Annotated in this window: 11 protein-coding genes; 10 read left to right on the plus strand and 1 reads right to left on the minus strand. The window is 64.1% G+C overall.

Annotated elements, in window-relative coordinates:
- Window positions 1-478 precede the first annotated feature (478 nt).
- The 7 genes from HFK74_RS18610 (at window position 479) to HFK74_RS18640 (ending at window position 9,441) form a co-directional block, all read left to right on the plus strand.
- Window positions 479-2,182, plus strand: coding sequence for an AMP-binding protein (locus HFK74_RS18610; protein ID WP_180204726.1), 1,704 nt, complete (start codon window positions 479-481; stop codon window positions 2,180-2,182).
- A gap of 102 nt (window positions 2,183-2,284) precedes the next feature.
- Window positions 2,285-3,793, plus strand: a complete 1,509-nt coding sequence (locus HFK74_RS18615; RefSeq protein WP_180204727.1) for a CoA-acylating methylmalonate-semialdehyde dehydrogenase — start codon at window positions 2,285-2,287, stop codon at window positions 3,791-3,793.
- A 143-nt stretch (window positions 3,794-3,936) separates the two neighbouring features.
- Window positions 3,937-4,833: a 3-hydroxyisobutyrate dehydrogenase gene (gene mmsB, locus HFK74_RS18620; RefSeq protein ID WP_180204728.1), complete on the plus strand. Its 897-nt coding sequence runs from the start codon at window positions 3,937-3,939 to the stop codon at window positions 4,831-4,833.
- Complete coding sequence (locus HFK74_RS18625; RefSeq protein WP_180204729.1) at window positions 4,830-5,918, plus strand: enoyl-CoA hydratase/isomerase family protein; 1,089 nt, start codon at window positions 4,830-4,832, stop codon at window positions 5,916-5,918. The genes mmsB and HFK74_RS18625 overlap by 4 nt, the downstream gene beginning before the upstream one ends.
- Before the next feature lie 17 nt (window positions 5,919-5,935).
- Complete coding sequence (locus HFK74_RS18630; protein WP_180204730.1) at window positions 5,936-7,087, plus strand: acyl-CoA dehydrogenase family protein; 1,152 nt, start codon at window positions 5,936-5,938, stop codon at window positions 7,085-7,087.
- A 63-nt stretch (window positions 7,088-7,150) separates the two neighbouring features.
- Window positions 7,151-8,779 carry a methyl-accepting chemotaxis protein gene (locus tag HFK74_RS18635; RefSeq protein WP_180204731.1) on the plus strand — a complete coding sequence of 543 codons (1,629 nt, stop codon included), beginning with the start codon at window positions 7,151-7,153 and terminating at the stop codon, window positions 8,777-8,779.
- Complete coding sequence (locus tag HFK74_RS18640; RefSeq protein WP_180204732.1) at window positions 8,776-9,441, plus strand: TetR/AcrR family transcriptional regulator; 666 nt, start codon at window positions 8,776-8,778, stop codon at window positions 9,439-9,441. The genes HFK74_RS18635 and HFK74_RS18640 overlap by 4 nt, the downstream gene beginning before the upstream one ends.
- On the opposite strand, the gene HFK74_RS18645 is transcribed toward HFK74_RS18640, so the two are convergent.
- Window positions 9,428-10,201: an IclR family transcriptional regulator C-terminal domain-containing protein gene (locus HFK74_RS18645; RefSeq protein ID WP_180204733.1), complete on the minus strand. Its 774-nt coding sequence runs from the start codon at window positions 10,199-10,201 to the stop codon at window positions 9,428-9,430. The two genes, HFK74_RS18640 and HFK74_RS18645, sit on opposite strands and share 14 nt — an antisense overlap.
- A gap of 145 nt (window positions 10,202-10,346) precedes the next feature.
- Here HFK74_RS18645 and HFK74_RS18650 point away from each other — a divergent pair, with 145 nt between their 5' ends.
- The 3 genes from HFK74_RS18650 to HFK74_RS18660 are packed head-to-tail and all read left to right on the plus strand — an operon-like array spanning window position 10,347 to window position 13,265.
- Window positions 10,347-11,165 (plus strand): shikimate dehydrogenase, encoded by an 819-nt coding sequence (locus HFK74_RS18650; protein WP_180204734.1) that lies wholly within the window; start codon window positions 10,347-10,349, stop codon window positions 11,163-11,165.
- 32 nt (window positions 11,166-11,197) lie between these two features.
- The gene (locus HFK74_RS18655) at window positions 11,198-12,976 is read left to right on the plus strand and encodes an FAD-dependent oxidoreductase (RefSeq protein ID WP_180204735.1); all 1,779 of its coding nucleotides are present in this window, start codon (window positions 11,198-11,200) and stop codon (window positions 12,974-12,976) included.
- Complete coding sequence (locus tag HFK74_RS18660) at window positions 12,945-13,265, plus strand: NIPSNAP family protein (protein WP_180204736.1); 321 nt, start codon at window positions 12,945-12,947, stop codon at window positions 13,263-13,265. The genes HFK74_RS18655 and HFK74_RS18660 overlap by 32 nt, the downstream gene beginning before the upstream one ends.
- The last annotated feature ends 13 nt before the right edge of the window (window positions 13,266-13,278 follow it).

The following is a 13,278-nucleotide window of genomic DNA, read 5'->3' on the forward strand; positions in this document are numbered from 1 at the left end:
AGTGACTCGCCGTAAGGGCGAAACCCTAGGTGGCCGTTACCGCAGGAATGGATATGTACACCTGAAAGACAATCATCGTCTATCAGGACGCCTTCGCCGGCAAGCCTGGCTCCTACAAGCTCTTCCAAGTGACTCGCTGTAAGAGCGAAACCGCCAGACGCCGTTACCGCAGGAATGGATATACACCCAATACAGCTATGACTTTTCTGCACAACGCACCGGCTTTTATGAGCATTTTTAATTCATTTTTGCATGCATATACTGGACTCAAGCACCGGTCATGTACCGGGCCAGACCCAACAAAAACAAACAAAGGGCACCCAACGTGAAGACATCCATGCCAGCCGCCGTTTCTGCGCTCCCAGGTAACTGTACGGGTCTTGAACGCATTGCTGCCCGCAGCAACGCCACCCTCGCCGCCTGACCCTCCCGTACCCGTTACCCGCGCCGATCGCCCCCGCGATCGATGGAGACTCCAATGAACAGCAACTGCCAACCCTTCATCAAAGCTCGCGACTTCCTGCTGGCCCACCGTACCGACTACGCCACTGCCACGCGGGACTTCCGCTGGCCGCAACTGAACGAATTCAACTGGGCACTGGATTACTTCGATGCCATGGCCGAGGGCAACCAGGCCAACGCCCTGTGGATCGTCGAAGAAGACGGCAGCGAGCAGCGTTACAGCTTCCAGCAACTGGCCGCACGCTCCAACCAGGTGGCCAACCACCTGCGTGCCCTTGGCGTACGCCGTGGCGAGCGCATCCTGCTGATGCTCGGCAACGACGTCGCCCTGTGGGAAACAATGCTGGCCGCCTTCAAGCTCGGCGCCGTGGTCATCCCCGCCACTGCCCTGCTCACCCCTGAAGACTTGCGTGACCGCATCGAGCGTGGCCATGTGCGTCACCTGGTGGTCGGTGCCGCCCATGTCGACAAGTTCGACGGCCTGGGTGAAGACTGCACGCGCATCTGTGTCGGCCCGGCCCCCGCCAGCTGGACGCCGCACAGCGCCGCCAGCGAGCATTCCGAGCGGTTCGACAGCGAGGGGCAGACGCTGGCCACCGACCCGATGCTGCTGTACTTCACCTCCGGCACCACCTCCAAGCCGAAGATGGTGCTGCACAGCCACCAGAGCTACCCGGTCGGCCACCTGTCGACCATGTACTGGATCGGCCTGCTGCCGGGTGACCTGCACTTGAACATCTCGTCACCGGGCTGGGCCAAGCACGCCTGGAGTTGCCTCTTCGCCCCCTGGAACGCTGGCGCCTGCATCTTCATCCACAATGTCGCGCGCTTCAGCGCCCCTGCCCTGCTGGGCGCCCTGGAGCGCTATGGCGTCACCAGCCTGTGCGCTCCACCCACGGTCTGGCGCATGCTGATCCAGGAAGACCTGGCCAGTTACAAGGACCGCCTGCGCCTGCGCGAACTGGTGGGCGCCGGTGAGCCGCTCAACCCGGAAATCATCGAGCAGATCCTGCATGCCTGGAACTTGCCGTTGCGTGACGGCTTCGGCCAGTCCGAAACCACCGCACTGGTCGGCAATACGCCCGGCCAACTGCTCAAGCCCGGCTCCATGGGCCGTCCGCTGCCGGGCTACCGGGTAACCATGCTCGACCCCGACGGCGTACCCGGCAATGAAGGCGAAGTCGCCCTGCCGCTGGACGTGCGTCCGCTCGGCCTGATGCTGTGCTACGAGGACAGCCCGGAAAAAACCGCCGAGGTGATGCGCGACGGTTACTACCGCACCGGCGACACCGCGCAGATCGACGATGAAGGCTACATCACCTTTGTCGGTCGCGCCGATGACGTGTTCAAGGCCTCCGACTACCGCATCAGCCCCTTCGAGCTGGAAAGCGCACTGATCGAGCACCCATCGGTGATGGAATGCGCCGTGGTCCCCAGCCCCGACCCGCTGCGCCTGGCCGTGCCCAAGGCCTTCCTGATCCTGGCCCATGACGAACCCGGCAGCGCCGAACTCGCCGGCAATATCCTCGCCTTCGCCCGCGAGCACCTGGCGCCGTACAAGCGGGTGCGACGCATCGAGTTCGTCACCGAGTTGCCCAAGACCATCTCTGGGAAAATCCGCCGGGTGGAACTGCGGCAGATGGAAACGCAGCGTCGTCAGGGCGACGCGCGCGGTCCGCAAGAGTACTTCGAAGAAGACTTCCCACAGCTCAAGGGCTGAACCCGGGCCGGTGCGCCGGCCCTCCTGAACTCCAATCCGACCACTCGGCCAACACGGCCGAGGGGCCTCACTCGACTCAAAGAAAGCAGACAGGACCCGAAAATGACCTCATCCAGCGTTCCAAGCGTCAAGCTCCTCATCAACGGCGAATTCGTCGAATCGCGCAGCACCGAGTGGCGCAATGTGGTCAACCCGGCCACCCAGGAAATCCTCGCTCGCGTGCCCTTCGCCACGGCCGAGGAAATGGATGCCGCCGTGGCCAGCGCCAAGGAAGCGTTCAAGACCTGGCGCAAGACACCGATCGGCGCCCGCTCGCGGATCTTCTTCAAGTACCAGCAGCTGATCCGCGAGAACATCAAGGAACTGGCCGCCCTGCTCACCGCCGAACAGGGCAAGACCCTCCCCGACGCCGAAGGTGATGTGTTCCGCGGCCTGGAAGTGGTCGAGCACGCCACCTCCATCGGTAACCTGCAGATGGGCGAGTTGGCCAACAACGTCGCCAATGGCGTCGACACCTACACCTTGATGCAGCCGCTGGGCGTGTGCGCCGGCATCACCCCGTTCAACTTCCCGGCGATGATCCCGTTGTGGATGTTCCCGATGGCCATCGCCACCGGCAACACCTTCGTCCTCAAGCCGTCCGAGCAAGATCCGCTGGTGACCATGCGCCTGGTCGAACTGGCGCTGGAAGCCGGTGTACCCAAGGGCGTGCTCAACGTCATTCACGGCGGCGTCGATGCGGTGAACCTGATCTGCGACCACCCGGACATCAAGGCCGTGTCCTTCGTGGGTTCGACCAAGGTCGGCACCCATGTCTACAACCGCGCCACCCAGAACGGCAAACGCGCCCAGTGCATGATGGGCGCGAAGAACCACGCCATCGTCCTGCCCGATGCCAACAAGCAACAGACCTTGAACAATCTGCTGGGCGCCTCCTTCGGTGCCGCTGGCCAGCGCTGCATGGCCCTGCCGGTGGTAATCCTGGTGGGTGAAGCGCAAACCTGGTTGCCGGACCTGATCGAGCGCACCAAAACCCTCAAGATCAATGGCGGCACCGAACCTGGCACCGACATCGGCCCGGTGATTTCCTGCGCGGCCCTGGATCGCGTCAACAGCCTGATCGCCAGTGGCATCGAAGAAGGCGCCAGGCTCGAACTGGACGGCCGCAACCCGAGCGTGCCGGGCTACCAGGACGGCAATTTCGTAGGCCCGACCATCTTCTCCAACGTCACTGCGCACATGTCGGTGTACCGCGAAGAAATCTTCGGCCCGGTGCTGTGCGTCATGCAGGCCGCCAGCCTGAGCGAAGCGATCGAGATCATCAACGCCAACCCCAATGGCAACGGTACCGCCCTGTTCACCCGTTCCGGCGCGGCGGCCCGTCACTTCCAGGAAGAAATCGATGTCGGCCAGGTGGGCATCAACGTGCCGATCCCGGTACCGGTCCCGCTGTTCTCCTTCTCCGGTTCGCGCGCCTCCAAGCTCGGTGACCTGGGCCCTTACGGCAAGCAAGTGGTGACCTTCTACACCCAGACCAAGACGATCACCCAGCGCTGGTTTGACGAAGACGAGGTCGTTGGCGCGGTGAACACCACTATCACCCTCAAATGATCTGTGGCGAGGGGATTTATCCCCGTTGGGTCGCGAAGCGGCCCCAATCCGGATAACTCGGTCTGTTTGAACGGTCGCTGGGGGCCGCTTCGCAGCCCAACGGGGATAAATCCCCTCGCCACTACACGCAAAAGGTAGCCATCATGCATATCGGATTTCTCGGCCTCGGCAACATGGGCGGCCCAATGGCCCGCAACCTGCTCAAGGCCGGCCACAGCCTGACAGTCTTCGACCCCTTCCCCCAAGCGGTCGCCGCCCTGGTCGAGGCCGGCGCCAGCGCCGCTGACTCGCCCGCAGGCGTAGCCAAGGCCGGGGTTGAAGTGATCATCACCATGCTGCCCACCGCAGACCACGTGAAGCAGGTCTATCGCGGCAAGGACGGCCTGCTGGCCAATATTGGCCAAGGCGTGCTGTTGATCGACAGCTCGACCATCGACCCGCTGAGTGCCCGCGAGGTGGCCAAATTCGCCCTTGCCCAAGGCAACCCGATGCTCGACGCGCCAGTCTCCGGCGGCACCGGCGGCGCGACGGCGGGCACCCTGACGTTCATGGTCGGCGGCCCGGTCAGCGTGTACGACCAGGCCCTGCCGATCCTCTCGGCCATGGGCAGGAACATCGTGCATTGCGGCGCGGCCGGTAACGGCCAGGTGGCCAAGATCGCCAACAACATGCTGCTCGGCATCTCCATGGTCGGCGTCGCCGAGGCCATGGCCCTGGGTGTGGCCCTGGGCATGGACGCCAAGGTGCTGGCCGGTGTCATCGGCACCTCCACTGGACGCTGCTGGAGCTCGGAGATCAACAACCCGTTCCCAGGCGTGCTGGAAAATGCCCCGGCCTCGCGGGGTTACACGGGCGGCTTCGGCACGGACCTGATGCTCAAGGACCTCGGCCTCGCCACCGAAGCCGCCAAACAGGCGCGCCAACCGGTGGTGCTCGGCGCTGCCGCCCAGCAGCTGTACCAGACCTTCAGCCTGCAAGGTAATGGCGGCCTGGACTTCTCCGCCATCATCCAGCTGTTCCGTGGAGAAGCCCAGGCATGAGCGGGCAGCAAGCCCCGGTGCTGGCCTGCGTGCGCAACCGCATCGGCCACCTGACGCTGAACCGGCCCAGCGCGCTGAACACCCTCGACCTGCCGACGGTGAAGCTGCTTTGCCAATACCTGTGGGTCTGGGAACAGGATCCGGACATCGTCGCCGTCACCCTGCGTGGCGCCGGGGAAAAAGCCTTCTGTGCCGGTGGCGACATCCGCATGCTGTACGACAGCCACAAGGCCGGGGACAACCTGCACGAGCTGTTCCTCGAGGAGGAATACGCCCTGGACGAGTACCTGCATGGCTACTCCAAACCGGTGCTGGCGCTGCTCGACGGTTTCGTCCTGGGCGGCGGCATGGGCCTGGCGCAGGCGGCCTCGCTCCGGGTGATCACCGAGCGCACGCGCATGGGCATGCCGGAAGTCGGCATCGGCTTTTTCCCCGATGTCGGCGGCAGCTATTTCCTGCCGCGCCTTCCCGGTGAACTGGGTATCTACCTGGGCGTCACCGGCTGCCAGGTACGGGCCGCCGATGCGCTCTATGCCGACCTGGCCGACTACTACCTGCCCAGCGAGCGACTGGTCGAACTGGACGCCGCCCTGGATCACTTGAACTGGACTCCCGCGCCCGAAGAAGACTTGCAAGAGCTGCTGGCCGGCCTGGCCACCGAGCGCATTGCCGGATCGGAACTCAAGGCTTACCGCCAGGTGATCGATGAAGTTTTCTCCCTGCCTGACGTGCCGGCGATTCGCAATGCGCTGCAGCGCGAGCAACGTCCCGAGCTGCGCGACTGGGCCGAACAGACGGTCGCGCTGCTCGACAGCCGCTCACCGCTGGCAATGGCGGCAACCCTGGAACTGTTGCGTCGCGGTCGATACCTGAGCCTGGCCGACTGTTTTGCCCTGGAGTTGCACCTGGACTACCAGTGGTTCGACAAGGGCGACCTGATGGAGGGGGTGCGCGCCTTGATCATCGACAAGGACAAGACCCCACGCTGGAACCCGCCAACCCTGGCGGAACTGGTGCCTGCGCGGGTGCAGGCCTTCTTCAACGATTTCCGCCCGGCCTCTGGCAAACCCCTTCGTACCGCCTGAACGGCAGGAGACTCGCAATGCACGATATCGAATTGACCGAAGAACAACGCATGATCCGCGACATGGCACGCGACTTCGCCCGCAGCGAAGTCGGCCCCCATGCCCAGGCCTGGGAAAAGGCCGGCTGGATCGATGACGCCGTGGTCGCGCAAATGGGTGAACTGGGCCTGCTGGGCATGGTGGTGCCGGACACCTGGGGTGGCAGCTACACCGACTATGTGGCCTACGCCCTGGCCGTGGAGGAAATCTCCGCCGGTGACGGCGCCCTTGGCGCCTTGATGAGCATCCACAATTCAGTCGGCTGCGGCCCTCTGCTCAAATACGGCAGCCCCTCCCAACAAGACCGCTGGCTGCCGCTTTTGGCCAGCGGCCAGGCCATTGGTTGCTTCTGCCTGACCGAGCCACAGGCGGGCACCGAAGCCCACAACTTGCGCACTCGCGCCGAACTGCGCGACGGCCACTGGGTACTCAACGGCGCCAAGCAGTTCGTCAGCAACGGCAAGCGCGCGAGTCTGGCCATTGTGTTTGCCGTCACCGATCCGGAGCTGGGCAAGAAGGGCCTGTCGGCGTTCCTGGTGCCGACCGACAACCCTGGATTCGTGGTCGACCGCAGCGAACACAAGATGGGCATCAAGGCCTCCGATACCTGCGCAGTCACCCTGGATAACTGCACCATCCCCCAGGACCATTTGCTCGGCGAGCGCGGCAAGGGCCTGGCCATTGCCCTGTCCAACCTCGAAGGCGGTCGCATCGGCATCGCCGCCCAGGCCCTGGGCATCGCCCGCGCCGCCTTCGAGGCCGCGCTGGGGTATGCCCGCGAACGCGTCCAGTTCGCCAAGCCGATCATCGAGCACCAGAGCGTGTCCAATCTGCTCGCGGATATGCACACCCGGCTCAATGCGACCCGCCTGCTGGTGCTGCATGCCGCGCGCCTGAAAAGCGCCGGGCAACCGTGCCTGTCAGAAGCGTCGCAGGCCAAGCTGTTCGCCTCGGAAATGGCCGAGCGCGTGTGCTCAAGCGCCCTGCAGATCCATGGCGGTTATGGCTACCTGGAGGATTACCCGGTGGAGCGCTACTACCGCGATGCGCGCATCACCCAGATCTACGAAGGCACCAGCGAGGTCCAGCGCCTGCTGATCGCCCGCGAGCTGGCCCACTACGCCCTCTGAGCCCTTGGCCGCACGCGCCCTGCGTGCCGGCCGCCCCCTTGCCTGCCCCTTCTGGAGTTGCCCATGCCCGGCCTGCGTAACATTCCCATCAGCCGCCGCCTGTGGCTGATCCTGCTGACGTCCATCCTGATGCTGCTGATTCTCGCGGGCCTGATGCTCAAGCAGAACCACGACGACCTCTATGCGGCCAAGGCCCTGAAAACCCGGCACGTGGTCGAGACCGCCAGCGGCATCCTGCGCCACTTCCAGAACCTCGAAGGCCAGGGTCTGGATCGTGAGCAGGCGCAACAACAGGCCCGCGCGGTCATACGCGACCTGCGCTACGACCGCGAGGACTACTTCTGGATCGAGGACCTCGACACGCGCATGGTCATGCACCCCAATGCCAAGCTCGAGGGCAAGCGCATGGCCGGCACCCGCGACCCTGACGGCAAGGCACTGTTCGACGAGATGGTCGCCGTGGCCAACCGCGACGGCTCGGGCCTTGTGCACTACCGCTGGCCAAAACCGGGCTCCGATGCGCCGGTGGAAAAGGTGTCCTACGTCGAACTGTTCAAGCCCTGGGGCTGGATCGTCGGCTCGGGCATCTACATCGACGACGTGCAAGTCGAGTTTCGCCGCCAGCTGATAAAGGCCTTCGTCATTGTGCTGACGATCGCCCTGCTGCTCAGCGCGCTGATCCTGCTGATCGCCCGCAGCATCGCCTCGCCCTTGGCGCAGGTGGTCAATGCCATGGAGAACATCGCCAGCGGCGAAGCCGACCTGACCCACAACCTGGACAGCCGCTGGCGCGATGAGCTGACGGCCCTGAGCGGCCACTTCAACGCGTTCACCCGCAAGCTGCGCACGGTGATCGGCCAGTCCATGCAGACCGCCGGCCACCTGGACCAGGCCTCGCAATCGCTCGGTGAGATTGCCAGCAACAGCCAGCGCCACAGCCAACAGCAATCACAGCAGATGGAACTGGTGGCCGCCGCTATCCACGAAGTCTCCCATGCCGTGCAGGAAGTGGCGAAGAACGCCGAGCACGCCGCCAACGAAGTACGCCAGGCCGATGAGCAGGCACGCCAGGGCCAGCACAACATCGACAGCAGCCTGCGCCAGATCGACCAGTTGTCCGAAACCATCGGCCAGGCTGTCGCAGTAATCCAGAGCCTGGCCCAGGAAAGCACCCAGATCGGCAGCGTGCTGGAAGTGATCCGCGCCATCGCCGAGCAAACCAACCTGCTGGCGCTGAACGCCGCCATCGAGGCGGCGCGCGCTGGCGAACAGGGTCGCGGCTTTGCCGTGGTGGCCGATGAAGTGCGCCTGCTGGCCCAGCGTACCCAGCAGTCCACCGCGCAGATCCAGGGCATGATCGAACGCCTGCAGGGCAACTCCGAAGCGGCGGTAGCGGTCATCAATGCCAGCAGCCAGGCCGCACAACAAACCGTGGTACAGGCCCGCGAAACCGGTGAAAGCCTGCACCTGGTCATCACCGCCCTGCGCAACCTCACTGAACTGAACGCCTCGATTGCCAGTGCCACCCTGGAGCAATCCCACGTGGTCGAGGACATCAACCAGAATGTCACCCACGCCGCCTCGCTGGCCCAGGAGAATGCCCTGGCGGCGGACCAGTCCAATGAGGCCAGCCGGAACCTGAGGGAACTGGCGAGCCAGCTCAATCGGCTGTTGGGGCAGTTCCGCCTATGAACGGGATGAGCCACTCTCTGTTGACGGGGGCCATCGATCAGGTGCACCCCTCGCGCTACCTGCAAACCCGGCAAAAAGCCCTCGAGCTCTTTGCCCGAAGTGGTTTCAGCCGGGTAAGCATGCGCGACCTGGCCGCTTACCTGGGCATCAAGGTCGGCTCCATCTACAACCACATCGATAGCAAAGAGGCACTGCTGTTCGAATTGATCGAGGAACTCTACGAACAGTTGCTGCACGGCGCCAGCCTGGTGAACCGGCGCAAATCCGCGCCCGCTGTGCGACTGCACGCGCTGCTGGAGGCGCACCTGCTGCTGCACGAGCGCATGGGCGCGCATTTTCGCCTGGCCGAGCATGACCTCCATTGCCTGGACAGCGAACAGCATGCCTCGATCCTGGCGTTGCGCAGGCGCTACGAGGACCACCTGGTGACCACAATAGAGCAACTCACCGGTACACCGGCGAGCGTCAGCCTGCGCTCGACCTTGAGCGGCATCGTGTCCCTGCTCAACCAGCTGCCGGCCTGGATCGCAGAGTCGCCGGCGAGCAAGGGTGCACGGCGCAAGCTGCTGCATGACATGGTAATGGGTGCCCTGCAGGGTGCATTACAGGCGACGCCTTCTGGCGGTTCCAGGTTCCAGGCTGCTGTACCTAGAGCGTCATGATCGGCCGCAGTAATGCCTGGCCTTCATACAAGGTCGACAGATAACGTTCGCGCATTTGCTCCACGGTCATTCGCGACGCATGGGTGGTCAGCGTCAAGGTGGCCTGCAACTGCCCTTCGCGATCAATCAACGGCACGCTCAATACCCGCATGCCCACTTCATATTCCTGATCCACCAGCACGTAACCACGCTGCGCCGCCAAGGCGATTTCGGCGCGGATCTGCTTTTCGTCTGTGAGCGTGTAAGGCGTGATTGCCTGTGGCGGGTTGCGTTCGAAATACGCGTCGAGTGCCTCGGCATTCAGGCTCGCCAGCCAGAGCCGGCCACTGCCGGTGCAATACATGGGCACCCGTGAGCCAGGCCGAATCGACATCGAGGTGATGTGGCTGTAGCGGCTGCGCACCACATGCACAATGTCATCCCCGTCGCGAATGCCCACCGACACATGCTCCTGGGTGGTTCGCGCCACCTGTTCGACGATCGGCCGCAGCATGCGCGGCAACACGGCCGAATCGACGTAGGCCTGCCCGATGCGCAACGTCTTGGCGGTCAGCCAGTAGTAGCGCCCATCGGTCTGCGCGAAGTCGTCATGCACCAGCGTCAGCAGGAAACGCCGGGCGGCGCTCTGGGTCATTTCGGCCATGCGCGCCACCTCGGGCACACTCAGGCGCGGATGCTCCTGGGAAAACAACTGCAGCAACGCCAGGCCCTTTTGCAGGCCGACAATCAGATCCCGTTGATGGATGGTGGGCTGCTTCATCGCGACGACTCTAATTCAGACAAGTAGTGCGATTATCGCATTACCGATGCGATAATCAATGCAAACGCTCGCCAGCTTGATTGTTCGCCTCCCTCCCCGCTCGCACTATCGGCCCCACAACACAGCCAATAAGCGGGTACATCAAATGATTCAGGGTTCGACTGAACTGGTCGCCATCGTCGGCTCGCCTGTGACACAGGTCAAATCGCCGGAAAACTTCAACCGCTGGTTCGCTGAGCACCGGCAGAACGTTGCCATGCTGGCCATCGACCTGGCGCCGACCGCTCTGCAGAACTTCGTCGAGACCTTGCGTGGCTGGCAAAACCTGCGCGGCTGCGTGGTCACCGTTCCCTACAAACAGCTGCTGGCCGGCCGCCTCGACAGCGTCAGTGCGCGCTCGGCGGCGCTGGGCTCGGTCAACGTGATCCGGCGCGAGGCCGACGGCCGGCTGGTGGGCGATATCGTCGACGGCGAAGGTTTCCTCAGTGCCGCGCGCCAGCAGGATTTCAATCCGCGGGACAAACAGGCGCTGGTGATCGGCACCGGCGGTGTCGGCAGTGCGATTGCTTATTCACTGTGCCAGGCCGGGGTCAGTCATCTGGTCATCAGCGACTTGAACGCGGAGCGCGTCGGGATGCTCGGCGAACTGTTGCGCGGTGCTTTTCCCGAGATCGTGATCAGCGCCGACCCCGCCTCGCTCGAACACTTCGACCTGGTGGTCAACGCCTCGCCGGTCGGCATGGGCGCCACCAGTGATGAGGGCCCGCTGCCGTTGCCGCAAGACCTGATGCAAACCCTGCAAGCGACGACGCTGGTCGCCGATGTGGTGACGTCGCCGGCCATCACGCCGTTTCTCGCCTTCGCCCGACTGCGCGGTTGCCCGATCCAGACCGGCCCGCAAATGGCCCTGGCGCAACTGGGCAACCTTGGTCACTTCATGGGTGTGACACCGCTGCAGATCTGATCTGCGGCCGAGTCCTCGAGAGGCGATAGACAATGAACATGAAGACTACCCGGTTCCCTGTTGCTGCCGACCTGACCTACGACGTGATTGTCCTTGGCAGCGGCGCCGCAGGTTTCGCTGCGGCGGTGACCGCCAGCTGCCGCGGCCTCAAGGTCTTGCTGGTGGAAAAGACCGAAGCCTTCGGCGGCACCTCGGCAATTTCCGGTGGCGCGGTCTGGCTGCATGACACCGACCAGGCCCGGGCCGCCGGGCATCACCTGAGCGCCGACCAGATGCGCCGCTACCTCAAGGAAGTAATCGGTGCCGGCTACAACCCGGCGCTGATCGATGCCTTCATCGACAATGGTCGTGAAGCCTTGAGCTTTTTGCAGGCCCACAGCGAGCTCAAATACAGCCTGCGGCCACTGTCGCCCGACTACTACCCGGACTTGCCCGGCGGCACGCAAACCGGTCGCGCCCTGGAAATCGACGAGTACGACGGGCGCAAGCTCGGCGAGCACTTCAAGGATCTGAAGCGGCCACCGGACGGCATGCTGCTGTTCGGCGGCATGATGGTCAATCGTGTCGACATCCAGCATTTCCTCAGCTTCAAGCGCTCGGCAAAATCGCTCTGGCATTGCCTGAAACTGATGGGCCGATATGCCAAGGATCGCCTCAGCCATCCACGCGGCACGCGCCTGACCGTGGGCAATGCCTTGATCGCCCGGCTGGCGACCACCGCCTTCGCCAATGGTGTCGACTTGTGGCTCGAAGCATCGCCCGAAGCGCTGCTGGTCGAACAGGGATGCGTGAAGGGCGTGCAGATCACCTGGCGCGGACAAACCCGCAAGGTATGGGCCAGGGGCGGTGTGGTATTGGCCATGGGCGGATTTGCCGCCGGCGCTCAAGCCGCGGGTCAGCGGCCAGCGACGGACTCGGAACACTGGAGCATGTCGCCAGCGGCCAACGTGGGTGACGGACAACGACTGGCCGCTTCGGTCAACGCGGCCATTGGCGACAACCTGTCGGCAAACTTCTTCTGGGCGCCGGTCTCGGTGCTGCGCAAGGCCGACGGCAGCCTCGAGCGTTTTCCGCACCTGGTAACCGATCGGGCCAAACCCGGTGTGATCGCCGTCAACCGTGCCGGGCGACGTTTCGTCAACGAGTCGGACTCCTACCACTGTTTCGTCGAAGGCATGTTCGCAGGCGGCGGCGCCAATGCGCCCTGCTGGCTGATCTGCGACAGCGAAGCCTTGAACCGCTACGGCATGGGCCTGGCCCGTCCGCGACCGGTCGACAACAGCGCGTTGATCGAAGCCGGTTATCTGCTGCGCGCCGACAGTCTCGCTGAACTGGCGCTCATCGCCGGCATCGATGCCACGGCCCTGGAGCAGACCCTGGCGCAGTTCAACGCGGATGCTGCCCTTGGCGTCGACCCTCAGTTCGGCAAAGGCAGCAGCGCCTACAACCGCTACATGGGCGACCCGCTTCACGGCCCCAACCCGTGCCTGAAGCCGCTGCACAAAGCACCGTTCTACGCCATTCGCCTGTTCACCGGTGACCTCGGCTCGGCCCGCGGACTGGTCACCAATGGCCAGGCCAACGTGCTCGACCGCAGTGGCGCACCGATCCCCGGCCTGTACGCCGCTGGCAACGAAATGAATTCGATCATGGACGGCACCTACCCCGGTCCCGGCATCACCCTCGGCCCGGGCATCACCTTCGGTTACCTCGCCGCCAGTGATATCGCAAGCCGTCTTGAGCCCAGCACAACCCAACAACCCCGCACTGGAGAACCGCATGTACTACGAACTGCGCACCTACACGATTAAACCGACCCGCCTTGGCGACTGGCTGGCCCTGTACAAAACCGCGGCACTGGCCGTGCAGCAGGAGCACCTGGGCAACCTGGTCGGTTTCTTCACCACCGAAATCGGAGAGGTCAACCAGGTGGTGCACATCTGGGCCTACACCAGCCTCGACGATCGCATGGCCCGGCGCAACGCCATGGCAGCCGATCCGCGCTGGCAGGACTTTGCCCGGCAGAACAAGGAACTCGACGCCGTGGTGACGCTGGAATCGCGCCTGCTGCGCCCCACCGATTTTTCACCGTTGCAGTAACCACCGGCCTGCT

The organism is Pseudomonas sp. SbOxS1 (genome assembly GCF_013416725.1).
Lineage (GTDB): Bacteria > Pseudomonadota > Gammaproteobacteria > Pseudomonadales > Pseudomonadaceae > Aquipseudomonas.

What these genes read in the sequence shown, in the direction of transcription:
- HFK74_RS18610 (WP_180204726.1), top strand. Translation starts at nt 479, where the DNA reads ATGAACAGCAACTGCCAACCCTTCATCAAAGCTCGCGACTTCCTGCTG.
- HFK74_RS18630 (WP_180204730.1), top strand. Translation starts at nt 5,936, where the DNA reads ATGCACGATATCGAATTGACCGAAGAACAACGCATGATCCGCGACATG.
- HFK74_RS18660 (WP_180204736.1), top strand. Translation starts at nt 12,945, where the DNA reads ATGTACTACGAACTGCGCACCTACACGATTAAACCGACCCGCCTTGGC.
- HFK74_RS18650 (WP_180204734.1), top strand. Translation starts at nt 10,347, where the DNA reads ATGATTCAGGGTTCGACTGAACTGGTCGCCATCGTCGGCTCGCCTGTG.
- HFK74_RS18655 (WP_180204735.1), top strand. Translation starts at nt 11,198, where the DNA reads ATGAACATGAAGACTACCCGGTTCCCTGTTGCTGCCGACCTGACCTAC.
- mmsB (WP_180204728.1), top strand. Translation starts at nt 3,937, where the DNA reads ATGCATATCGGATTTCTCGGCCTCGGCAACATGGGCGGCCCAATGGCC.
- HFK74_RS18640 (WP_180204732.1), top strand. Translation starts at nt 8,776, where the DNA reads ATGAACGGGATGAGCCACTCTCTGTTGACGGGGGCCATCGATCAGGTG.
- HFK74_RS18645 (WP_180204733.1), bottom strand. Translation starts at nt 10,201, where the DNA reads ATGAAGCAGCCCACCATCCATCAACGGGATCTGATTGTCGGCCTGCAA.
- HFK74_RS18635 (WP_180204731.1), top strand. Translation starts at nt 7,151, where the DNA reads ATGCCCGGCCTGCGTAACATTCCCATCAGCCGCCGCCTGTGGCTGATC.
- HFK74_RS18615 (WP_180204727.1), top strand. Translation starts at nt 2,285, where the DNA reads ATGACCTCATCCAGCGTTCCAAGCGTCAAGCTCCTCATCAACGGCGAA.
- HFK74_RS18625 (WP_180204729.1), top strand. Translation starts at nt 4,830, where the DNA reads ATGAGCGGGCAGCAAGCCCCGGTGCTGGCCTGCGTGCGCAACCGCATC.